This is a genomic window from Pseudomonas sp. JZ134, assembly GCF_051027695.1.
Taxonomy (GTDB): domain Bacteria; phylum Pseudomonadota; class Gammaproteobacteria; order Pseudomonadales; family Pseudomonadaceae; genus Chryseomonas; species Chryseomonas luteola.
Genome location: NZ_CP069250.1, coordinates 2,742,109 through 2,766,163, shown reverse-complemented (window position 1 = coordinate 2,766,163; position 24,055 = coordinate 2,742,109). Strand labels below are relative to the sequence as shown.

The window sequence follows — 24,055 nt, the reverse complement described above, 5'->3', positions numbered from 1 at the left end:
GGGTCTGTAGCTCAGTTGGTTAGAGCGCACCCCTGATAAGGGTGAGGTCGGCAGTTCGAATCTGCCCAGACCCACCAATCGATGGGGCCATAGCTCAGCTGGGAGAGCGCCTGCTTTGCACGCAGGAGGTCAGGAGTTCGATCCTCCTTGGCTCCACCATCTAACACCGCGTTAAAGCTCAGAACTGAGTGCTTACCCCCCCCCCTTAAGGGTTGGGTCGGAGCATTGACTTCTGAACTTTGTTTTCAGACTGTTCTTTAAAAATTTGGGTATGTGATAGAAGTACGAACACATAGGCTGTTTCACTGCAGACTATGTGGTCAAGGTAAATTTGCGAGTTCAAGCGCAAGTTTTCGGCGAATGTCGTGTTCCAAGCCAAACATAACTTCAGATTCTTTGGGGTTATATGGTCAAGTGAATAAGCGCATACGGTGGATGCCTTGGCAGTCAGAGGCGATGAAAGACGTGATAGCCTGCGATAAGCTTCGGGGAGTCGGCAAATAGACTGTGATCCGGAGATCTCTGAATGGGGGAACCCACCTGACATAAGTCAGGTATCTCACACTGAATCCATAGGTGTGAGAGGCGAACCAGGGGAACTGAAACATCTAAGTACCCTGAGGAAAAGAAATCAACCGAGATTCCCTAAGTAGTGGCGAGCGAACGGGGACTAGCCCTTAAGCTCAATTGATTTTAACCGAACGCTCTGGAAAGTGCGGCCATAGTGGGTGATAGCCCCGTAGGTGAAAGGATCTTTTGAGTGAAATCGAGTAGGACGGCGCACGTGAAACGTTGTCTGAATATGGGGGGACCATCCTCCAAGGCTAAATACTACTGACTGACCGATAGTGAACCAGTACCGTGAGGGAAAGGCGAAAAGAACCCCGGAGAGGGGAGTGAAATAGAACCTGAAACCGTATGCGTACAAGCAGTGGGAGCCCACTTTGTTGGGTGACTGCGTACCTTTTGTATAATGGGTCAGCGACTTATATTCAGTGGCAAGCTTAACCGTATAGGGAAGGCGTAGCGAAAGCGAGTCTTAATAGGGCGTTTTAGTCGCTGGGTATAGACCCGAAACCGGGCGATCTATCCATGAGCAGGTTGAAGGTTAGGTAACACTGACTGGAGGACCGAACCCACTTCCGTTGAAAAGGCAGGGGATGACTTGTGGATCGGAGTGAAAGGCTAATCAAGCTCGGAGATAGCTGGTTCTCCTCGAAAGCTATTTAGGTAGCGCCTCATGTATCACTCTGGGGGGTAGAGCACTGTTTCGGCTAGGGGGTCATCCCGACTTACCAAACCGATGCAAACTCCGAATACCCAGAAGTGCAAGCATGGGAGACACACGGCGGGTGCTAACGTCCGTCGTGAAAAGGGAAACAACCCAGACCGTCAGCTAAGGTCCCAAAGTTGTAGTTAAGTGGTAAACGATGTGGGAAGGCTTAGACAGCTAGGAGGTTGGCTTAGAAGCAGCCACCCTTTAAAGAAAGCGTAATAGCTCACTAGTCGAGTCGGCCTGCGCGGAAGATGTAACGGGGCTCAAACTACACACCGAAGCTACGGGTTCATCGCAAGATGAGCGGTAGAGGAGCGTTCTGTAAGCCTGTGAAGGTGAGTTGAGAAGCTTGCTGGAGGTATCAGAAGTGCGAATGCTGACATGAGTAACGACAATGCGAGTGAAAAACTCGCACGCCGAAAGACCAAGGGTTCCTGCGCAACGTTAATCGACGCAGGGTGAGTCGACCCCTAAGGCGAGGCTGAAAGGCGTAGTCGATGGGAAACAGGTTAATATTCCTGTACTTCTAATTACTGCGATGGGGGGACGGAGAAGGCTAGGCCAGCTTGGCGTTGGTTGTCCAAGTTTAAGGCGGTAGGCTGACTGTTTAGGTAAATCCGGACAGTTAAGGCCGAGAGCTGATGACGACTCTTCTTATGAAGAGGAAGTGGTTGATGCCATGCTTCCAGGAAAAGCCTCTAAGCTTCAGGTAATTAGAAATCGTACCCCAAACCGACACAGGTGGTCGGGTAGAGAATACCAAGGCGCTTGAGAGAACTCGGGTGAAGGAACTAGGCAAAATGGCACCGTAACTTCGGGAGAAGGTGCGCCGGTGAGGGTGAAGGACTTGCTCCGTAAGCTCATGCCGGTCGAAGATACCAGGCCGCTGCGACTGTTTATTAAAAACACAGCACTCTGCAAACACGAAAGTGGACGTATAGGGTGTGACGCCTGCCCGGTGCCGGAAGGTTAATTGATGGGGTTAGCGCAAGCGAAGCTCTTGATCGAAGCCCCGGTAAACGGCGGCCGTAACTATAACGGTCCTAAGGTAGCGAAATTCCTTGTCGGGTAAGTTCCGACCTGCACGAATGGCGTAACGATGGCGGCGCTGTCTCCACCCGAGACTCAGTGAAATTGAAATCGCTGTGAAGATGCAGTGTATCCGCGGCTAGACGGAAAGACCCCGTGAACCTTTACTGTAGCTTTGCACTGGACTTTGAGCCTGCTTGTGTAGGATAGGTGGGAGGCTTTGAAGTGGGGACGCCAGTTCCCATGGAGCCATCCTTGAAATACCACCCTGGCATGCTTGAGGTTCTAACTCTGGTCCGTTATCCGGATCGAGGACAGTGTATGGTGGGCAGTTTGACTGGGGCGGTCTCCTCCTAAAGAGTAACGGAGGAGTACGAAGGTGCGCTCAGACCGGTCGGAAATCGGTCGCAGAGTATAAAGGCAAAAGCGCGCTTGACTGCGAGACAGACACGTCGAGCAGGTACGAAAGTAGGTCTTAGTGATCCGGTGGTTCTGTATGGAAGGGCCATCGCTCAACGGATAAAAGGTACTCCGGGGATAACAGGCTGATACCGCCCAAGAGTTCATATCGACGGCGGTGTTTGGCACCTCGATGTCGGCTCATCACATCCTGGGGCTGAAGCCGGTCCCAAGGGTATGGCTGTTCGCCATTTAAAGTGGTACGCGAGCTGGGTTTAGAACGTCGTGAGACAGTTCGGTCCCTATCTGCCGTGGACGTTTGAGATTTGAGAGGGGCTGCTCCTAGTACGAGAGGACCGGAGTGGACGAACCTCTGGTGTTCCGGTTGTCACGCCAGTGGCATTGCCGGGTAGCTATGTTCGGAAAAGATAACCGCTGAAAGCATCTAAGCGGGAAACTTGCCTCAAGATGAGATCTCACTGGAGCCTTGAGCTTCCTGAAGGGCCGTTGAAGACTACAACGTTGATAGGTCGGGTGTGTAAGCGCTGTGAGGCGTTGAGCTAACCGATACTAATTGCCCGTGAGGCTTGACCATATAACACCCAAACAATCTGTTGTTTGGTAAAGACCAGCCGAAAGCTTGGTTGAACCGCAAATACCGATCACATACCCATTCGGGGAAACGACTAGACACCGGTTCCCCACCCGAATTGCTTGACGACCATAGAGCGTTGGAACCACCTGATCCCTTTCCGAACTCAGAAGTGAAACGATGCATCGCCGATGGTAGTGTGGGGTTTCCCCATGTGAGAGTAGGTCATCGTCAAGCACCTATACCCAGAACCCCCAGGCCTAACCGCCCGGGGGTTTTGCTTTTGCGGTAGAAATAAAAGAGATAGGCTGCTCTTTCTTGCGTGGCCTACTGGCTAATTTGGTAAGGCGATATAGCAGCCGTATAGACAGCTGCTATACAAAAGCTTTCTATGGCTTTTCGGCTATGAATGTGGCACGCAGTGGAGCCGGAAGACCTTCTATAGTGCGGCTCATATCAGTAGTGTCAAGAAAGTCGGGCAAAGATTGAAATTTCATCCATTCGGTAGAGCGCTGCTCCTGAATAGAGGTTCTGCTAATATCCGCCAGTCTTATATTTTTGAATCCCGCCCGACGCAGCCATAGTTCTAATGCTGCAGGCGAGGGCAGGAACCAGACATTTCTCATTTGAGCATAACGATCTTCTGGTACCAGTACAGTCTGCTCGTTTCCTTCTACAACTAATGTCTCGAGTACTAATTCACCTGATGAGCGCAGACATTCTTTCAGTGCTAGAAGATGATCAATAGGCGAGCGTCTATGGTAAAGCACGCCCATCGAGAAGACGGTATCGAACCCGTTGAGAGAAGGGGGAAGCTCTTCAAGCGTTAGAGGAAGACTCCAAACTGGAATATCGGGCAAATACTTTTTCATGGCCATAAACTGACATAAAAAGAGCCAGTTAGGATCAATCCCGATTACTGTATGAGCGCCGGCACCTACCATGCGCCATGCGTAATAGCCGTTCCCGCAACCTACATCCAAGACAACCTTATTGTTCAGATCCAAGTGTTTGGACACGCGCTCCCACTTCCAGTCGGAACGCCATTCTGTGTCGATGTGAATACCGAAGACATCGAAAGGGCCTTTGCGCCATGGTGATAATTGAAGTAGCGCGTTTTTTAAGGTTTGTTGAGTCTCAACGTCTAAAGGCTTTTCTAGACAAAACCTATCCTTTAAAACAATCGAATCGGGTTTTAAGTCAGGCAGGGTCTTGAGAGCCGTTTGCCATCTCGCGAGGTCGCCATGACCTTTTTCAAGCTTTGCTGCAATCGCAGGTGGCAGACTGGCTAACCACTTTTCTAAGGGGCCTTCACCCAAGCGATTGGCAAGGCCTTCAATATTTAGTGTATTGATCATGGAAGAGCTATAAATGAAGCGAAGTTGAAGCATTGAAACCAAGGGATAACCGAGCTAAAGCCAGCCTCTTTCAAGCGCGCACGATGTGCTTCAATGGAGTCGATCATCATGACATTCTCCAAAGCGCTACGCTTTTGAGCGATTTCCATTTCGCTGTAGCCATTAGCTCGCTTAAATGCAATGTGAAGGTCGTTAAGCAGTACTTGCTCTTCCTGAGATTCAAATCTGATCTTTTCCGATAGAAGCAAAGCGCCCTTTGGGTGAAGGGTACTGTGAATTTTACGCAACAGGCCTAGGCGTTTTTCAGGGGCGATAAACTGCAAAGTAAAATTCAAAGCCACTACTGACGCAGGCTGAAAATCCAGCGAAAGGATATCCGTTTCAACAATATCTATAGGTAGCAGTTGCTCATACATTGAGCTTTGCGCAGACATGTATTCACGGCAACGCTCAATCATGGCCGCTGAATTATCAACCGCAACAACCTTTGTTGATTCACTCTGAACGTGCCGTCTCAGCGACTGGGATACTGCACCTAGAGAGCAGCCTAGATCATAGAGAATCGTATTAGGCTGAGCGAATTGTGCAGCAATAACGCCTATATTTTCGACGATAGTGGGATAGCCTGGTACTGAACGCTTGATCATGTCGGGGAAGACCCGAACGACATCTTCGTTAAACGCGAAGTCGGCAACAGTAGCCTGTGGCTTGGCAAATAAACGGTCCTGCTCACTCATTAAGAGGTACCACTAGAAAATGTAAATGGTGTAGCCGCGCGGTGAGTGGCTATTTTACTTCGATACGACAAGTGAAGGCCTTTTGGGGAGTACTATTTGCGTCCCATGGCTGCTGATATTGCAGCTTAAGCTCAGTCGCTCCTGATTGAGTCGCTTGGAAGCGCCAGGAAGATAATCCTGCCGAGCCTATGCCATCTTCGCTTTCGTCAGAGGATGAAAATACTTCAGGACCTAGGCTTTTCAACACGGAAGGAACCGTGTTTTCGAGCTTCCATCTATAGCCTGTTGTAGGGTCGCTGGGAAGTGAGAGGTGTAGCTCTTGACCTTGTGTTAGTAAAAGAGGTTTACAGCGCGTGCGCTCGTTGATTGCGACGGTATGCTCGGGGCTGCTTGCACAGCCGGTCATTAGCAGCGTTGTCAATAAAGCGCAAAGCGTAGCTGATTTTAACATTCGTATCTCCAACCAAACTCTTCAACCGGCTGCAAGGATAACGAAGTTAAGATAGGCAAGGGCAAGCTCGTACACAAACTGCCCTTGCTAATGGATTAAAAAAGGATTTTGGCTACATCTGCAAAACGCTTTGCAAAGTGGACAGTCAGCCCCTCCTTCAAGTACTCAGGCAGCTCTTCGACGTCTCCTTTGTTGGCGTCTGGCAAAATAAGCTCAAATATTTTCTGCCGACGTGCTGCGATAACTTTTTCCCTGACGCCACCAATGGGCAAAACCTGGCCGGTTAAAGTCAGCTCGCCTGTCATGGCTACGTTTTTCTTGGGTGCCTGATTTCGTGCCAAAGATAACAAGGCGCTAGCCATGGTAATACCGGCACTTGGTCCGTCTTTAGGAGTAGCACCCTCTGGAACATGCAGGTGTACAAAGGCTTGGTCGAAGAACGTAGGATCTCCCTTGAATTCCTTCAGGTGAGAGGTAACGTAGCTGTATGCAATTTCAGCGGACTCTTTCATAACCTCGCCCAATTGACCGGTCAGTTTGAATCCACGGTTTAAGGTATGAATGCGCGTAGCTTCTACAGGTAAGGTAGCGCCTCCCATGCTGGTCCAAGCCAGGCCGGTGATAATGCCTACGCCGTTTAGAACCTGTTCCTTACGGAAAACAGGCTTCCCTAGATAACTTTCGATGTCACTCGCCCCAACCTTTATTCGGAGCTCAGGTTCCTCAATGAGCTGTAGAACAGCCTTACGCACCAACTTACCCAACTGTTTTTCAAGTTGGCGTACACCAGCCTCTCGAGCATAGCCTTCAACGATACTTTTCAACGCACTGTCGCTGATGATCAGGCGCTCTTTAGGCACACCGGCTTTTTCCAATTGCTTGGGCCACAAGTGGCGTTTGGCAATCGCTTGCTTTTCTTCCGAGATATAACCTGAGAGGCGAATGACTTCCATGCGGTCCAGAAGAGGCCCAGGAATGGAGTCCATGGTGTTTGCGGTGCATACGAACAATACATTAGATAGGTCTAGCCGCAGATCCAGATAGTGATCCAGGAAATCTACATTCTGTTCAGGGTCCAGCGTTTCCAGCAAGGCAGACGCAGGGTCACCTTGATAGCTGGCTCCCATCTTGTCTATTTCATCCAGCATAATGACTGGATTCATTACTTTTACATCACGTAAAGCTTGAACAAGCTTGCCCGGCATGGCTCCGATATAGGTGCGACGATGCCCCTTAATCTCTGCCTCGTCTCGCATACCGCCCACGCTGAAGCGATAGAAGGGGCGGCCCAGTGATTCGGCAATCGATTTGCCGATACTGGTTTTACCTACGCCTGGAGGGCCTACCAAAAGCACGATGGAGCCAGATACTTCCCCTTTGAACGCGCCAACAGCCAGAAACTCAAGAATGCGGCTTTTGATGTCATCAAGGCCGGCGTGGTGACGATCCAATACCTTACGCGCACGTTTTAGATCAAGGTTGTCCTTGCCCTGTATACCCCAGGGTAAATCGGTTGCCCAATCCAGATAGTTGCGCGTTACACCATATTCAGGCGAACCGGTTTCAAGAATGGATAGCTTATTGAGCTCGTCGTCGATGCGTTTACGTACCGGCTCGGGCAGGACTTTGCCCTCCAGGCGCTGCCTGAAGCTTTCTAGATCGCTGCTGCGATCATCTTTCGTTATACCCAGCTCTTGCTGGATCAGTTTGAGCTGCTCTCGAAGGAAGAACTCTCGTTGCCGCTCATTGATTTTTCGGTTGACCTCAGCAGACAGTTCTTTCTGCAAGCGTCCGACCTCAACCTCTTTACGCAGCAATGGCAAAACCTTTTCCATGCGCTTAAGGATCGGGACGGTATCCAAGACCTGCTGCAACTCTTGACCCGGCGCGGTTGTAAGGGCTGCAGCAAAATCAGTTAAAGGCGAGGGATCATTGGGGCTGAAGCGGTTGAGATAGTTCTTTAGCTCTTCGCTATAGAGTGGATTGAGCGGAAGCAGCTCCTTAATGGCATTGATCAGCGCCATGCCATATGCCTTGACCTCATCGCTTGGGTCAGTCGGAGTCTTGGCATGCTCAACTTCAACAAGGTAAGGGTGCTTACGTCTCAGCCAACCGCTGATCCTGACGCGTGAAAGCCCCTGCGCTACGAATTGCAGCTTGCCGTTTTCCCGACTGGCATGATGGATACGAACCAGTGTGCCGTGCTCTGGCAGGTTATCAGGGTCGAAGCTGTTTCCATCCTCGGGAGGATTGTCCATATAGAACAATGCCAGACAGTGATGATCGGTTTTGGCCACCAGCTCCAACGTTTCGGCCCAAGGCTCTTCATTCACAATAACAGGCAATACCTGCGCTGGGAAAAAAGGCCGGTTATGGATGGGAATGATGTAAAGCTTGTCGGGAAGATTTTGTCCAGGCAGTGCAAGGCCGGTCTTTGAACCGTCGCCACTGATGATTTCGGGAGTATGTTCCTGATCGCTCATTGACTTACCTTAGAATGACTATTTGCGACCAACATGGGGAGGGCTTTGAAGCTTTTCAATGTGGTCGATGGCTACTCTAGACTTGACCGCAGATAAATAGGCAAGTGCGCTTCATTTGAGTAAGTGCACATAAACAAACTGGCTCCGTCCTATATTGTTTGCTTAGCTATTATCTCTGGACGGGCGAGGTAGAGAGCGTGCCGCCTGCAAGCCTGCACTGCTCTTGGCGAACGTGTTTATGCTTTTGCAAGGTTAGGCGATAACCAGACGTTGATTGTCTATCTTGATGAAGATGACATGACGGAAAACGTTTCTGATGTCATGGAAAGGTTGCGTGTTTTAGCGCGTTATCCTGCGCCGGACCCAGTTTTCAACACATGTTGTATTACGCCTGTGAAGAACTGTTCTCGTTACGGCAATGACCAGCCTCTGTCCAAAGCTCTGTTGACGGGCCTGCTTCAGGCGATTTATGCCCTTCAGATCGATAAGTGATCATTTCCATTAGCCGGGGCGTTGGATCTTGAGGCTATTGAATACTGTGTGAGTGCTCACCTTGATCGCCGAATCACGGTGGCGGAATTAACTTGGCAAGTCCCGCCAGGCCTTGGTTATTTCCATATCCAGTTTAGGACGTTACAGGCATGACGCCGTATTGATAGCTGTTGAAGGCTCGCCTGGGTTAGACGCTCCATCTGCTGAGCGAGACGGAGATACCCTTCAGGCGAGTAGCGGCCAGATGCGGCGTTTCCTGCCTATTGGGCTTCGCCTTGGCTAGAGAGCGCTAGATTCCTTTACAAACATCATAGCGCCTCAACTATCCCGACACTGTGCCGATAAGGACGAGTAGGTAATTGCCAAGCCGTGTTCGAAGGATAACCTCATGTCTTCATCTATGATGCGTATAGCGCGGTGGCTAACCGGTGGGCTTATGGCGCTCTCTGTTCCGGCATGGGCCACTCAAGTGCATATCGCAGTTATCGATGGACAGGATAATCCGTCAACGGATGCGGTTGTTACGTTAAGCGGAGGCACTAATCCTGCTGTGCTCCAGCCTTCGGTCATGTATCAACGGGAACGTCGTTATGTACCGCATGTACTGGCGGTTCATACCGGAACGCAGGTCAGTTTCCCTATTAGTGATAATGTTCGTCATCAGGTGTATTCCTTTTCACCTGCCAAGCGATTCGACTTGCCTCTTTATCACGGCATTCCAGCTGATCCAGTAACTTTCGACAGACCAGGCGTTGTTGTGTTGGGTTGCAATATTCATGATTGGATGGTGGGTTATATCGTTATTACCGATGACCCATGGTTTGCTGTCAGTAACGAAAAAGGTGAAATAACGTTCGATTTGCCACCCGGCAAGTACCATGTCTCTTTATGGCACCCCTTTGCAAAGGCCAGACAGCTGCCTCATGGAGGGGATCTGATTGTATCGGCCACTGCGGGCACAGCTCGATACGCTATTGAGATAACGCCAGATAATGGACCCTCAGAGCCGGCGCCGAGTGCGTTGGAGCAAGCCTTTCGGAGCGCTGTCGATGACGCTGCGAAATAGCTTTCAGGCGCGCATCGCTAGCGCCATGTTCATCCTGGCGTTGCTAACCATCGGAACGGTTTATTTTGCCGTAAAGGCTGCTACCCAATCATCTGTACGGGCTGAGTCGCTTTCACAGCTCAATACCGGCGCTCGGGTATTCGAGCGTCTTGTGGAAATGCGCGGACGGCAACTGCATGACACGGTACAGGTTCTGACATCCGATTTTGCTTTCAAAGGAGCTGTCGCTTCTGGAGATGGGTTAACGATAACTTCAGCGCTAGCTAATTATGGCGCTCGGATCAAGGCGGATGAGGTGTTGCTGCTTGACCTGACGGGAAGGGTAATCAGTAGTACCGTTTCGCTCTATACAGTTGGGTCGATATTTCACGAGGGTAACAAGGTCCAGGTAGACGGTGCGACTGATCAAACGATGCGTATCGTTTCTCTGCAACGTGTTCCGCATCTGATGGTAGAGGCTCCTGTACTTGCTCCTCTACCAGTTGCGCGCGTGGTAATGGGCTTTGCCATGGATCAGAGCCTGGCGGGCGAATTGCGCTCGCTAAGCGGCCTGGATGTGTCTTTTATTGCGCAAGAGGGGGGCGTTCCAGGTGAGCCGATCAGTACCCTTTCGGATCAAGCCGCTGACGAACTGCTAAGCCATCCGGCCAATGAACTCAGGCTAGGCAAACCGTTGCCGCTCAGATTGGATGGTCGTAACTATCTGACGGAGCGGCTGACGTTAACTGATGCCGATACCTTCAAGGTATCCGCTTTTCTGCATCGCCCGCTCGACGAAGCCATGAAAGCGTTTTCTCCTCTGATGCATCAGTTGTTCTGGATAGCCGTACTGACGCTTGTCCTGGCGCTGGGTCTGGCTTTACTTATTGCAAGAGGGGTTGCCGAACCTGTTCGACGATTGGCAGCTGCTACCCAGCGGATCGGTAATGGCGATTACACCACGCCAATTGCCCTGGCGCGAAGTGATGAGTTTGGCCGGTTAGCCAGCACACTTGACACCATGCGGATCGGAATCGCCGAACGAGAACGGCAATTGAGTCATAACGCACTCCATGATGCGCTTACAGGGCTTCCCAATCGGGCGTTGGCCATGGAGCGACTGTCTCACGCCATTGCGGGAGAACAGTCTGTTGCGGTCATGTATCTGGGGCTTGAGCGTTTTCGGGAGGTCAATCAGAGCAGTGGTACTGCAGGTGGAGATGTGGTTCTGCAAACCATTGCAGATCGACTTAAACGTCTTGTAGGAAATGGAGATTGTGTTTCTCGTCTGGTTGGCGATGAGTTCCTGCTCCTGCTCAATCCAGGTACTCCTGATACTGCTCTGGCAGCCGCTGAAGAAATTCAGCAGGCAATTGCTTTGCCTATTGCTGTAGGGCTGAACGAATTCAAGATGAGCTGCCGCGTAGGGGTGGCTTGCTACCCGCAGGATGGTCATGAGGCCCATGAGTTGCTCCTGCGGGCCAGTATTGCAATGCGGGACGCAGGCAGCCAGGCCGGGCGTCTGCAGCTTTACGAGAATGGTCGGGATGATGCTTATTATCGTCAGATCAGTCTTATCAGGGATCTTCAGCATGCAGGCTCAAGGGGTGAGCTGCTCTTGCATTATCAGCCCAAGCTGAGTCTGGATGGACGGGGACCTTTCATGGCTGAGGCGCTTCTACGTTGGCAGCATACTCAGTTCGGTATGGTATCGCCTGGGGAATTTATCCCGTTGGCTGAGCGTACCGGCAGCATCACCCTATTGACGATTTGGGTAGTCGAGGAGGTGTTTCGGCAGTTGGAAGAGTGGAACGAGCAAGGCCTTACTGCACGAGTGTCTCTCAATATATCCGCTGCCGACTTGGTTGATGGCGATCTCCCCAATCGTTTGGAGCGACTACTTAAAGGTTCGACTGTACGAGCAGACCAGCTTGTTCTGGAGGTAACGGAAAGTGCCATCATGCAGGATCCTGAGCGAGCAGTAAGCATTCTGCAACGTCTCCGGGATCAGGGTATCAGTCTGTCCGTAGATGACTATGGCACCGGCTATGCCTCATTGGCTCACTTGAAACGTTTGCCGGTAAGCGAGTTAAAGATCGATCAGTCGTTTATTCGCGACCTGAGTGATAACAGCGAGGACGCTGTGATTGTTCGCTCCACTATCGATATGGGGCATAACCTTGATATGAAGGTTGTTGCCGAAGGTGTGGAATATGCTCAGGCGCTGGAGTTGTTGACGCTATGGGGCTGCGACATGGTGCAGGGCTACCTGATCAGTCGTCCGCTGCCGGCGCAGGCGTTTGAACATTGGATGAATGACCGCCGTGTTCAGACCCCTGTTGAGGCGCTAGCACTGTGACGCGCTCATGGATCGCCGTGGTCGCGATACTGCTTGTCATGAGCTTCCGACCCGCTTGGACGAATGATGGGTGTCTGCTGGCTACCCTGTTCCGACGTAAAACAGATTACTTGCGCGTCTTTCGCCTATGCGCAAAGACATTATTCATCAATGATAAGCGTGTGAGGCGCAACCAATCGGTTGCACCTGTCTCTTTCGTCGCTCAATCAATCCTGCTGACATAGAAGGTTAAGACCTTGTTTCAGGAAGTGTTTTTGATTGTCAGTGGCTATCCCAACTTGTTTGCCAATTCCGTAGAATGTTCATCCGGCTACGGTTGCACTTCGTCTGATGACGCTTTTGTCGTCTGGTAGCCCAAGGTAATACCTAGTTTGATCCAAACACGCCAGGAAACTGGTAGTTCCAGAAGACAGAATGGAACTCTGTCTGGTGCATACCTGATGGGTTGCCCAACGGTGACGGCATGTGCGTCGCCCTCTGCCAACGTGGGAGCGATGAGTAATTGATCCCACAACAACAAATAATGAGGGAATAATGAGCGTCAATACTCCAACGTTGATCACTTTCCTGATCTATATCGCTGCCATGGTCCTGATCGGCTTTCTGGCATGGCGATCTACAAAAAACTTCGACGATTACATCTTGGGGGGAAGAAGCCTCGGTAGTGTAGTGACAGCGTTGTCCGCCGGTGCTTCGGACATGAGCGGCTGGCTGTTGATGGGCCTGCCAGGCGCTATTTTTCTCGCCGGTATTTCTGAAAGCTGGATTGCCATTGGCCTGATAGCAGGTGCCTGGCTGAATTGGCTTCTGGTTGCAGGTCGGCTACGTGTCCATACCGAGCACAACAATAATGCTCTGACACTGCCAGACTATTTTACGCATCGCTTTGAGGATCACAGTCGTGTCCTGCGTATTTTCTCGGCAATCATCATCCTGGTTTTTTTCACCATCTACTGTGCTTCCGGTATTGTGGCTGGGGCTCGTCTGTTTGAAAGCACCTTTGGCCTCTCGTATGGGACAGCCTTGTGGGCGGGTGCACTGGCGACCATTCTCTATACCTTTGTAGGTGGCTTTCTGGCAGTAAGCTGGACGGATACTGTGCAGGCTACGCTCATGATCTTCGCCTTGATTCTGGCGCCAGTCATGATACTCAATGCCACAGGTGGTCTTGAGCCAGCATTTGCTGCCATCGAAAGCGTAAACCCCGCCCATTTCGACCTTTTCAAAGGGGCTACCTTCGTTGGCGTTATTTCATTACTGGCCTGGGGACTGGGTTATTTTGGCCAGCCTCATATCCTGGCACGCTTCATGGCTGCAGATTCGGTCAAGTCAATGCGCTCAGCACGTCGAATCGGTATGACCTGGATGATTCTGTGTCTGGCGGGTGCGGTGGGTGTAGGCTTCTTTGGAATTGCTTATTTTGCCGCGCATCCTGAGCAGGCTGGCGCAGTGACAGAAAACCCTGAGCGGGTTTTCATCGAGCTGGCGAAGCTGCTGTTCAATCCATGGGTGGCCGGTGTTCTGCTGTCAGCCATTCTGGCAGCTGTCATGAGTACACTAAGCTGCCAGCTGTTGGTCTGCTCAAGTGCGCTGACTGAAGACTTCTATAAGGCTTTCCTTCGCAAGCACGCATCCCAGAAAGAGTTGGTGTGGGTGGGACGTCTCATGGTTCTTCTGATTGCAGTCATTGCGATCGCAATCGCTTCCAATCCTGAAAACCGCGTATTGGGACTGGTCTCCTACGCCTGGGCAGGTTTTGGTGCAGCCTTTGGTCCGGTTGTCCTCTTCTCGCTCCTATGGAAGGGAATGACACGTAACGGTGCATTGGCCGGCATGATCGTTGGTGCTGTGACTGTGGTGGTCTGGAAGCAGCTGGGATGGCTTGGCCTGTATGAAATTGTGCCTGGCTTTATTCTTGCGAGCCTAGCTATTGTTGTATTCAGCCGACTGGGTAGCGCTCCGAGCGCATCAATGAGGCAGCGCTTCGAGGTCGCGGAGCAGGAATACCGCAATAGCTGAGAGAAATGTCAGCTAAGCGGTAAAGAATGGTGAGCAGGGGGTAAAGTCGTTCGAGAAAGAACGATGTGCCGGGTAGTGTTAGCTTTAAAGGCTCCTTTGAGGAGGAGCCTTTAAATAAGCTGATCGACCTACGAGGTAAACCATGCGTCATCGTGTTTTGCTAGCGACTACTTTAGCGGTCAGTTTGCTGCTGAGCGGCTGCTGTGGATGGTGGGGGCCTCATGGAGGTCACCATAGAGGTTCCGGTGGGCCAGGGCCAGGATTTGAACAAGGGCATGGCCGTCCGTAAAAAAGCCGGAGCAATTGCTCCGGCTTTTTTATCGCTGCTTTGTAGCGTCAAACCTGGTACGTCATTTGCTCAACCGATGGTTATCGGTCAAGTATTTATCCAATAGTGTTCGGAGAATAATCATGCCATGGCTTTTTCGACATAGCCGCTGGACAACAGGCTTGTTGCTGATTGTGAGCCTAAGCGTAGCCGCAGCGCCTGCACCTTTCTTCAAATGGCGTAGCAAGTTCAACGGGCAGGTGGTATGTCAGAGGACATCGCCCGGCGATGGATGGGAACGACTGGCAGGGCCGTTTCGAGATATCGGCTGTCAGCAGTCTGGAGAGAAGCCGTTACAGCGATGGGACAGGGTAACTGCTTCCCCACGGTCCTGAGGAAGCAGTATTTATCAGGTCAAGGCGTCTCGTTGGTGTACAGGGCGGCCTTGATCAAGTCCTGCCCGATCTGTTTCTCGAAGTGCTGCCATACAGGTTGCATGGCTGCTCTCCAGCGCTGACGCTGATCATTGGTTAACGTGATGACTTCATTGTTACCAGCACTCACGATCTTGGCCTTGTCTTTCTGATTGAGTGCGTCTGCCTGTCGATTCACCTCATAGGTCACTTCGCCAAGAATAGTTTCTAGCTTGATGCGAACGTTAAAAGAAATCTGGCGCCAGAAGCTGGCGTTGGTAATGAGCATGTAATCCAGAGAGCCATGGTTGCTCTCAGTGATATAGCGCTGCTGCTCGTAAAGATGCTTGCTATAAAGGTTGGTCCAAGGGTTTTCTGCCGCGTTGATGGTCCCGTCAGCAAGTGCCTGGTTTACCTTGCTGAACGACAGCTTGACGGGCGTAGCACCCAACGACTGGAATTGAGACTCAAGGACGTCCGAATCCTGAATGCGAACCTTTAGGCCTCGCATGTCTTCCGGCTCACGCAGCGGCTTCTGAGCGGAAAGCTGCTTCATTCCGTTATGCCAGTAAGCCAGCCCTGCGATGTTCTGCTTTTCCATGGACAGGAGCAGCTGTTGTCCGGTTGGCTTGCTTTGGAACCGATCCAGTGCGGCCTGGCTGTCAAACAGGAAGGGTAGGTCAAACAGCTTCAGTTTGGGTGAATAAGTACCCAGTTTGGCCAATGCCACTGCCAGCATTTCTACCTTGCCATCTTGAAGCGCCTGAATTTCTTCCTTATCGCCATACAAGGATGAGTTGGGGTATACCTCTACCTTGACGGTCCCTCCCAGCTGTTCCTCTACCTTCTTCTGAAACAGTAGCGCACCCTGGCCTTTAGGCGTATCTGGCGCGGCAACATGCGAGAAACGGATAACGATAGGGTCGGCTGCCATGCTTATTACAGGAGAAAGCATGGTGAGCGTGCATACCAGGAGTTTGGAAAGAGAGCGGTACATGTAGAAGTCCTTGAGGCGCATCAAGTAATTGCCAGTTCCAGGTTTGGCGGGGGCGCCACTTTATCAGTGAGATCCGTCTCAATCGAGTGCCGACAGGCAGGCGACGTATGGTCATTCCGACCTTTTGACAGAACGCAAGACAAACACGGCGTCTAAGTTCAATAGACTTCAGGAGGATCGTTCATGACTTCTACCCCTTCGGCGGCACATGGCTTTGCCATTCCCTACCTTCGCTACCACGACGCTCCCGCTGCCATTGACTGGTTGCGCCTGACGTTTGGGTTCGAGGTAAAAAGCCTGATCTCGAATGAAGACGGCAGTATCGAATATGCACAGCTTGTTTATGGACAGGGAATGCTCATCGTAACGTCCGTGCTGCATAACGATGTGGATGCTTATATGGTCCAGCCGGAACAGGCCAGAGGCGTGACTCAAGGAGTGTATCTGGTAACCGATGAACCTGATGTCTTATGCGAGCGTGCCAAGGCATCGGGTGCCGATGTGATCATTGATATCCGTGAGGCGCCTTATGGAGGCCGTTCCTTTACTTGCCGGGACCGTGAAGGGCATCTCTGGAGCTTTGGCAGTTTTAATCCGTGGAGGGATAAGCCTGCCAAAACATCGGGTAACGGGTATGCCACCGAAGGGTATACGTCATGAAAACGGTTCGTTTACCTGACGGCACAACTGTCCCTGCGCTTGGCCAGGGTACTTGGCATATGGGTGAACAGGCATTAGCGCGCGAAAGAGAGATACGCGCTCTACGCCGTGGGATCGAGCTGGGTATGACCTTGATCGACACGGCTGAAATGTATGCCGAAGGAGGTGCTGAACATGTCGTTGGCGAAGCCATTCAAGGTCAGCGTAACAGTATTTTCCTAGTCAGCAAAGTCTATCCCCACAATGCGAATCGCGAGGGTGTTTTGCAGGCATGCGATCGCAGCCTCAGTCGTCTGCGTACAGATCGTATCGACTTGTATCTTTTGCATTGGCGGGGAAGAACACCGCTGAGCGAAACGGTAGAAGCATTCGAGACGCTGCGAGAACAAGGCAAGATTCTGCATTGGGGCGTGTCGAATTTTGACGTGGACGATATGCTTGACCTCGCGGACGATCGCTGTGCCGCGAATCAGGTCCTGTATAACCTGGAGGAGCGAGGCATTGAATTTGACCTCCTGCCTTGGTGCCAACGGCAGCAAATGCCTCTTATGGCTTATTGTCCGGTAGGGCAGGGTGGCGGCATACTCCAGCATCCAGCTCTTCTGGCCGTCGCGGAGCGACTTGAGGTTACACCGGCTCAGGTAGCGTTGGCTTGGGTGCTTCGACAGCCTGGGGTGATTGCCATACCCAAGGCCGTCGGGCTTGATCATATCGAACAAAATGCCAAATCTGCGACGCTTCAACTATCGGAGCACGATCTGGCATTACTTGACGCGGCGTTTCCTCCGCCCCAGCGAAAGCAGCGGTTAGCGATGGTATGAGTATGTCATCAAGCTTGGCCCCTGATAACGGCTCTCAGAGGAAACCGGTTGGGGTGACAGGCCTCTGCTACGGCACGAGGTAATGGCAGTGGCTCATTGTTCAACCACGCCGCCAACAGCTCGCCGGAAAGTGGCGCGGTAATCAGGCCGCGAGAACCGTGGCCTGCGTTGACAAACAGATTATTCAACCAAGGTACCGGACTCTCCGGTACTTGCCGAGCATCTTTGCCGAGAATGGAATAAGTATGCGCAAAGGCGGCAGCATCAGCTATCGGGCCCACGACTGGAAGATAGTCAGGGGTCGTACAGCGAAACGCAGCCCGTCCTTCCAGTGTTGCTGGATCCAGTTGTTCGGCGCCAAGTGCCTTGGCCAGCACGGGTGAGAGGGCATTAAGTAATGCAAGATTACCTTTATGTTCTTCAGTGCACAGCTCAAGATCGTCACGCTTGAAGTCGAAGCTGGCTCCCAATGTATGGAGATGATTCCGTGAAGGAGCAATGTACCCTTCACCGCAAACTACGCATTGCAGCGCCTGGCTTGCGCGTGTCGCTGGCAAATGAGTTATCTGTCCACGAATACGTTTGAGTGGTAGTTGGGCGTTTTCTATCAGTGTTGCCGTCTCGGTCGCGCTGGCCACCACAACAACAGACGCTTGAGCTAAAAGTGCTTCGTTGCCGTACACCTTCCATTGGGCGTGGTGACGCTCGAGCCGAATAGCCTCCTGATGGGTCATCAGGGTGATATTGGGATGCTGCAGTAAAAATCGACAGAGCGCAGGTGGATGAACCCAGCCCGACTCCGGAAAGTGAACTCCCCCTTGGGAAAGCTCAACCCCAGAAAGCTTTGAGGCTTCATCAGCACTGACTCGGCGCAGTAAAGCTGATGGCAACCGTTCTGCCAGTTGCTGCTGACGTTTGTCCTCGGCAGGGTCAGTAGCCAGTTGTATCGTACCGCACCCGTCCCAGTTCAATGTTTTGTCCAGACCCTCCAGCAGACGACGGGTATAGCCAAAACCGCTTAAGGCTAAGCGGGTAAGCGGTGTGAAGTGAGGGGAGAGTTTAAGGTATAGAACGCCTTGCAGATTGCCGGATGCCTCTGCTGCAGAAGTTGCATGGCGCTCCAGAACCGTTACCTGCCAACCGCGCATTGCGAGACTGGCCGCTGTCGAAGCGCCTGCCAGCCCTGCACCTATTACTATGGCTGTTCTAGGGCCAATATGGAGCGGCGGCCGCTCAAACCATGGTTTGACAGAGCCAGGTACCGGCGCCACAAGACTGCCTTTGAGCATTTCCCGCTTATGTCCAAAGCCTTGTACTTTCTTCATTGCAAAGCCCGCCTCTAGCAGACCGCGGCGAACAAATCCGGCACAAGTAAATGTAGCGAGTGTTGCATCATCAGCCGACAGCCGGGCTAGTTGCCCAAACAGAGCGCTTGTCCACATGTCCGGATTCTTGGCTGGAGCAAATCCGTCAAGAAACCAGGCATTACAACGAGCATCCAGCTCCGGCAGACAATCGAGTGCATCACCTACCAAAAGCGTTAGCGTAACTCGGCCATCATCTAGGGAAAAACGCTGAAAGCCAGCATGTACGGCAATGTATTGAGCCAACAGAGCGTCGGCGTAATCCACTAATTCAGGCCAAAGGGCCAGAGCTTTTTTCAGGTCCGAAGCACTCAGCGGGAATTTTTCAACGCTAACGAAGTGCAGCCGGGCCTCAGCGGGTGCTGTCTGTATAAAGAGCTGCCAGGCACAAAGAAAATTGAGTCCCGTTCCAAACCCTGTCTCACCAATCGTAAAGACCTCACCTGCATGAAGCGCGGCGAAACGACGTGGGAGCTCATTTTGAGCCAGAAAAACGTAACGGGTTTCTTCAAGGCCACTCGCCTTGGAAAAATAGACATCGCCAAAGGAGCGGGAGATCGGTTGACCCTGATCGTCCCAGTCCAACTCAGCGTGAAAGGTATCTGACATCGACTGCACTGCTTATTTGGGCCAAGCAAAGCGCAAGTCTAGCCGATCCGAACGCGAGATTTTATAGGAATTAACCAGCTCGCTTTTGAATTTCAGCGGCCTGGGTCATTCTGGAGATATACCGTCCGATCTGGTGCTCGGCCTCTTCACGAGTAAAAAAAGGTCCTTCGAGCGTACCTTCTCGCGTTGTGAAGAAATAATTGCCATTAACCCAGCTAATGCGCTCGCTGCGAAAATGAGTGGCTGAAGTACTATCTTCAGTGCGCTTACCAAACATGACTGATCTCCGAACCGATTTACTTTCTGACCGCGCAAAACAGCGTTGGTTTGCTTTACCGTCAACTATTTTGGCTATGGATATATTGCCAAGCGTTTCCAGAATGGCAGGGTTACAGCGCGAGTCGTATCACTAAAGGTGTAGGTGATAATTCGCTACCTGAAAAGCTTGAGATATAACCCCTGAACATTAGAGTTCAGTTTTTAGGTATCTGTTGCATCCATTCATCCAGACATGGTTGATTGGTAGTCGCCTCGCTGTTATCTGTATATACATCCACCCTGTGCTCGAAAGACCTCCTTCATTCAACTACGCAAAAACGGGTTTCTTTTGTTAAGGCCCGTAGCGGTACTGTGACCCTCCATGCACGCTACTCGAATTCTGGAAGATCCGTTTTATTACCTGAATAATTTCCACACGGTACTGGCCTGGACCGGCGAGCGTTACAGTGATCTTCTGAATGAGACGGAGAAGGTGTTTCTCCAGGTTTTTCCTTCGCTTCCTAAAGCCTCGCAGGCCCTGTTGGTTAGAATGGTCATGCGCAAAGGGGCGCTGTTCCGAGGCAGCAAGCTGTGCTACCAGGAGATTGGCTGCCCCCATCAAGCAGTGTTGCCACTGATTGAGCTGGGCTGGGTATCGGATAGGCCAGTACTTTCTCTAGAGCAACTGTTCGGGTTACTGAAAAAGGCAGAATTGGCTCAGGTCTTTCCTGAGCAGTTATCTCGCTCATCTTTAAAGAAGTCAGAGCAGCTTGAGGCGCTCAAGGCTGACTTTGATGATCCGAGGCTGCTGACGGAATGGTGCAGTTCGCTGGATGACCGCGTCTATGAAATTACCGTTACAAACATATGTGACCGATTAAGGCTTATGTTTTTCGGTAATTTACATCAGGACTGGAGCGAGTTCGTCTTATCGGATCTCGGAATTTTCCGTTATGAAAAGGTGGAATTTTCTGATTCATCACGAGGCTTCCGTGTCCGCAAAGACATCGATGATTACGTAGCACTGTATGACTGTCGTGAGCGCTTTCGTGACGGAACTGCATTGGACGACATTCTAAATGTGCTCCCCAGATTACCGTTAGATAATGATTGGCTGGAGGCACGCAGAGGTAAACTGACTTATGAGGTTGCCTACTGCTGTGAACAGCAGGGTAACTTTACTGCCGCCCTGGATCTCTATCAGAGTTGCCGGCATCCTGGCGCAAGAATTCGCGCTATCCGTGTACTCGAAAAAACCGAGCAGTATAAAGCCGCTTTCGAACTGGCCTGCCAGGCAGAGCGAGCTCCAGAAAGTGATAGTGAAGCCCAGCTATTGGCCCGTATGTTACCCCGGCTGCGGCGTAAGCTGAGTATGCCCAAGTTGCCCAAGCGCATCGAACGCTGCGTTGAGCGTATCGACCTGACGTTACATCGTCTGGATGCTTGTCGTCCCGTTGAGTTATGTGTTCAAGAGCATCTGTCGGAACCTGATGCGCCGGTCTTTTATGTTGAAAATATCCTGATCAATGCGCTACTTGGTCTTTTATGCTGGGACGCAATTTTTGTTCCTTTGCCTGGAGCCTTCTTTCATCCTTTTCATCGCGCTCCTGCCGACATTCATATGCCGCAATTCGCAACCAGGCGTGCACAGCAATTTGAAGCATGCCTGTCTCAGCTCGAAAGTGGCTGTTATAAGGAAACCATCAAACGCAACTTCCTGGAAAAGCAGGGTATCCAGGCCCCTTTTATTGCATGGGGAGCCGTAACGGCAGAAGTGTTGGAGCTAGCATTGCAGTGCTTGCCTCCCCAGCATTTACGCGTGTGGTTCGAGCGAATACTTCAAGATGTAAAGGTCAACCGGACAGGATTTCCAGACTTGATCCAATTCTGGCCCCACGAGCGACGGTACCGCATGATCGAAGTGAAGGGACCGGGTGATCGTCTCCAAGATAATCAGGTTCGCTGGTTGGATTACTCTATGGCTCATGAAATGCCGGTATGTGTGTGTTATGTGCAATGGGAGGAGTCTGTTGCGTGCAGTACAGCGTTGCTGTAAGGGCTCTGTGTGAGTTTGTTGCTAAGCAGGGAGACCTTGATCTGCGTTTCACGCCATCACCGACAGCCCTTGAGGGCATTCAAGGACATGGCATCGTTACCTCGCGTCGAAAGCAGTCTTACCAGCGGGAGGTCGCGCTGGAGGGTGAGTACAGGCATCTTCGCATCAAAGGGCGGGCCGATGGATACGACCCGGAGCTGAACCGGCTCGAGGAAATAAAAACTTACCGGGGTGACCTGACTCACATGCCGCCCAATCATCGTCACCTGCATTGGGCGCAAGCGAAGATATATGGATGGCTGTTATGCCAAAAATTGTCGCTTCATGAGCTCGAGCTGGCGTTGGTGTATTTTGATGTAGGCAGTCAGAAGGAAACTACTCTGCTTGAGCGGTTTACATCTGGAGTGCTTAAAGAGTACTTCGAACGGCAGTGCAGCCTGTTTCTGGACTGGGCTGAGCAGGAACTGACTCATCGCGAGCACCGCCAGCGTTACCTGGAGGCGTTACCCTTCCCACATGCCTCCTTTCGTACGGGGCAGCGTGATCTTGCCGAGGCTGTCTATAAAGCGGCCCATGTAGGCTGTAGCCTCATGATCCAGGCGCCCACGGGGATAGGCAAAACCATTGGCACCTTGTTTCCATTGCTCAAGGCTATGCCACGGCAAAATCTGGACAAGGTCTTTTTTCTTACCGCAAAGAATTCTGGTCGGCAGTTGGCTTTCAATGCGATGGGCGCTATCACCCAGGCCGCACCAGAGCTTTCGCTGCGTATTCTGGAGCTGAGGGCACGCGACAAGGCATGTGAACACACGGATAAAGCATGCCATGGTGAATCCTGTCCTCTGGCCAAGGGGTTCTATGACCGTTTGCCCCAAGCCCGGCAAGCCGCCTTGAAGGAAAAGGTACTGGATCATGACTCGCTACGCACCATAGCGCTTGGGTGGCAGGTTTGTCCTTATTACCTGAGTCAGGAGATGGCGCGCTGGTGCGATGTCATTGTAGGGGATTACAACTACTACTTTGACAGCAGCGCTATGCTTTTTGCCTTAAAGGAGCAGAGCCAATGGCGGATCGGAATCCTCGTTGATGAAGCTCATAATCTATTGGAGCGTGCGCGGGGGATGTATACCGCCTCTCTGGATCATGCTGTGGTAGCGTCACTTCGCAAAGAAAGACCTCCAGTGCTGAAGCAACCACTGGATCGGATCAATCGTTGCTGGAATGCCTTAATCAAGGAACAACCTTCAACCTATCAGGCATACGACGAAATTCCCGCGAAGTTGTTATCCGCGCTGCAAAAAGCGATTTCAGCTATAAACGATCTGCTTAGCGAGACGCTGGCTCCACTGGATGCTACGCTTCAGCGTTTCTATTTTGATGCAATTCAATTCGTTCGGATGGCTGAAAGCTTTGGTGAGCACTCACTGTTCGAATTACTGAAAAAAAATGAGCTGTCACGTAAACCAGCCGTGCAACAGTCCGTTGTAACCATACGGAATGTAGTCCCGGCACCTTTTATCGGCCCGCGATTCAACGCAACCCATGCCGCTATTCTTTTTTCCGCGACCTTAAGTCCGCCTCACTTCTTGCGGGATACGCTTGGGCTTGCAGCGGGTACACCTTGGGTTAACGTAAAGTCCCCGTTTGCGGCTGAACAGTTATCGGTTCGCCTCGTAGACAACATTTCGACGCGTTATCAACACCGAGAGCAATCCCTGCGGCCCATTGCAGAGTTAATGGCTTGGCAGTACAGACAGGAGCCAGGAAATTATCTGGCTTTCTTTAGTAGCTTCGACTATCTCGAAAAGACTGCATCGTTATTTTCCAATCTTTTCCCGGATATTCCGCTTTGGCTCCAGGCACGGCAGATGAATGAGGCAGACAGGGTCCAGTTTCTGCAACGGTTTACAAACACCAGCAGCGGTGTTGGTTTCGTAGTACTAGGGGGGAGTTTTGGCGAGGGTGTCGATTTGCCAGGGCAGCGGCTGATAGGAGCTTTTATCGCAACACTTGGCCTTCCTCAGATCAATCCTGCCAATGAACAAATCAGGACGAAGCTCAACCGACAATTTGGTACCGGTTATGACTATGCTTACTTTTATCCAGGTATGCATAAGGTCATTCAGGCAGCAGGTCGGGTTATAAGGACAACCTCTGATCGTGGTGTGCTGTACCTGATTGATGACCGTTTTGCTCAGTCCAAGGTCAGACGGTTATTGCCTGAATGGTGGAGGGCGCAGACCTTTCGATGGCCTTACAGCGTTAACCGGAAATAAGTCTGAAGGAAAAAGCGTAGGCTGAAGAGGCGGTAGTAGGGGAGGGGGACTCAGGACCTGAACGAGTTGTCCAGGCCCTGAGGTGAGGCACTG

General features: G+C 51.6%; 15 protein-coding genes, 2 tRNA genes and 2 rRNA genes. 12 read left to right on the top strand and 7 right to left on the bottom strand.

The annotated features are described in order from the left end of the window. From JQR86_RS12875 to rrf, 4 genes are all read left to right on the top strand, one after another. A tRNA-Ile gene (locus JQR86_RS12875) sits at positions 1–77 on the top strand. A gap of 6 nt (positions 78–83) precedes the next feature. Further along, a tRNA-Ala gene (locus JQR86_RS12870) sits at positions 84–159 on the top strand. Between the two features lie 249 nt (positions 160–408). Beyond that, a 23S ribosomal RNA gene (locus tag JQR86_RS12865) occupies positions 409–3,299 on the top strand. A gap of 118 nt (positions 3,300–3,417) precedes the next feature. Next, a 5S ribosomal RNA gene (rrf, locus tag JQR86_RS12860) occupies positions 3,418–3,533 on the top strand. Between the two features lie 152 nt (positions 3,534–3,685). On the opposite strand, the gene cmoB is transcribed toward rrf, so the two are convergent. From cmoB to lon, 4 genes are all read right to left on the bottom strand, one after another. Continuing rightward, positions 3,686–4,654 carry a tRNA 5-methoxyuridine(34)/uridine 5-oxyacetic acid(34) synthase CmoB gene (cmoB, locus tag JQR86_RS12855; protein ID WP_074827559.1) on the bottom strand — a complete coding sequence of 323 codons (969 nt, stop codon included), beginning with the start codon at positions 4,652–4,654 and terminating at the stop codon, positions 3,686–3,688. Further along, positions 4,651–5,391, bottom strand: coding sequence for a carboxy-S-adenosyl-L-methionine synthase CmoA (cmoA, locus tag JQR86_RS12850; protein WP_074827558.1), 741 nt, complete (start codon positions 5,389–5,391; stop codon positions 4,651–4,653). Before cmoA ends, cmoB begins: the two co-directional genes overlap by 4 nt. Positions 5,392–5,440: 49 nt before the next feature. Beyond that, positions 5,441–5,842: a protease inhibitor I42 family protein gene (locus JQR86_RS12845; protein WP_434153674.1), complete on the bottom strand. Its 402-nt coding sequence runs from the start codon at positions 5,840–5,842 to the stop codon at positions 5,441–5,443. Positions 5,843–5,937: 95 nt separating this feature from the next. Then, complete coding sequence (gene lon / locus JQR86_RS12840; protein ID WP_434153673.1) at positions 5,938–8,325, bottom strand: endopeptidase La; 2,388 nt, start codon at positions 8,323–8,325, stop codon at positions 5,938–5,940. Between the two features lie 880 nt (positions 8,326–9,205). On the opposite strand from lon, the gene JQR86_RS12835 reads away from it, so the two are divergent. The 4 genes from JQR86_RS12835 to JQR86_RS12820 all read left to right on the top strand — a co-directional run bounded on the left by JQR86_RS12835 (position 9,206) and on the right by JQR86_RS12820 (position 14,635). Then, entirely contained in the window at positions 9,206–9,883 is a 678-nt protein-coding gene (locus JQR86_RS12835; RefSeq protein ID WP_434153672.1) for a methylamine utilization protein, read from the top strand. Then, entirely contained in the window at positions 9,867–12,221 is a 2,355-nt protein-coding gene (locus JQR86_RS12830; RefSeq protein ID WP_434153671.1) for a putative bifunctional diguanylate cyclase/phosphodiesterase, read from the top strand. The genes JQR86_RS12835 and JQR86_RS12830 overlap by 17 nt, the downstream gene beginning before the upstream one ends. Before the next feature lie 534 nt (positions 12,222–12,755). Further along, positions 12,756–14,240 (top strand): sodium/proline symporter PutP, encoded by a 1,485-nt coding sequence (gene putP, locus JQR86_RS12825; protein ID WP_434153670.1) that lies wholly within the window; start codon positions 12,756–12,758, stop codon positions 14,238–14,240. Between the two features lie 221 nt (positions 14,241–14,461). After that, positions 14,462–14,635, top strand: a complete 174-nt coding sequence (locus JQR86_RS12820) for a hypothetical protein (RefSeq protein ID WP_167517249.1) — start codon at positions 14,462–14,464, stop codon at positions 14,633–14,635. Positions 14,636–14,922: 287 nt separating this feature from the next. Here JQR86_RS12820 and JQR86_RS12815 read toward each other — a convergent pair whose 3' ends face one another. Then, positions 14,923–15,918, bottom strand: coding sequence for a DctP family TRAP transporter solute-binding subunit (locus JQR86_RS12815; protein WP_434153668.1), 996 nt, complete (start codon positions 15,916–15,918; stop codon positions 14,923–14,925). A 183-nt stretch (positions 15,919–16,101) separates the two neighbouring features. Here JQR86_RS12815 and JQR86_RS12810 point away from each other — a divergent pair, with 183 nt between their 5' ends. Together JQR86_RS12810 and JQR86_RS12805 are read left to right on the top strand one after the other, a co-directional pair. Continuing rightward, positions 16,102–16,578, top strand: a complete 477-nt coding sequence (locus JQR86_RS12810) for a VOC family protein (RefSeq protein ID WP_074827544.1) — start codon at positions 16,102–16,104, stop codon at positions 16,576–16,578. Next, positions 16,575–17,399: an aldo/keto reductase gene (locus JQR86_RS12805; protein ID WP_434153667.1), complete on the top strand. Its 825-nt coding sequence runs from the start codon at positions 16,575–16,577 to the stop codon at positions 17,397–17,399. Before JQR86_RS12810 ends, JQR86_RS12805 begins: the two co-directional genes overlap by 4 nt. Before the next feature lie 8 nt (positions 17,400–17,407). Here JQR86_RS12805 and mnmC read toward each other — a convergent pair whose 3' ends face one another. Both mnmC and JQR86_RS12795 read right to left on the bottom strand, forming a co-directional pair. Continuing rightward, positions 17,408–19,372, bottom strand: coding sequence for a bifunctional tRNA (5-methylaminomethyl-2-thiouridine)(34)-methyltransferase MnmD/FAD-dependent 5-carboxymethylaminomethyl-2-thiouridine(34) oxidoreductase MnmC (mnmC, locus tag JQR86_RS12800; RefSeq protein WP_404627950.1), 1,965 nt, complete (start codon positions 19,370–19,372; stop codon positions 17,408–17,410). Positions 19,373–19,442: 70 nt separating this feature from the next. Beyond that, entirely contained in the window at positions 19,443–19,649 is a 207-nt protein-coding gene (locus tag JQR86_RS12795; RefSeq protein ID WP_010797657.1) for a DUF6316 family protein, read from the bottom strand. 363 nt (positions 19,650–20,012) lie between these two features. Between JQR86_RS12795 and JQR86_RS12790 the strand changes: the two genes are divergently transcribed. Continuing rightward, positions 20,013–21,686, top strand: coding sequence for a VRR-NUC domain-containing protein (locus JQR86_RS12790; protein ID WP_434153666.1), 1,674 nt, complete (start codon positions 20,013–20,015; stop codon positions 21,684–21,686). Then, entirely contained in the window at positions 21,665–23,962 is a 2,298-nt protein-coding gene (locus tag JQR86_RS12785; RefSeq protein ID WP_434153665.1) for a helicase C-terminal domain-containing protein, read from the top strand. Before JQR86_RS12790 ends, JQR86_RS12785 begins: the two co-directional genes overlap by 22 nt. Positions 23,963–24,055 lie beyond the last annotated feature (93 nt).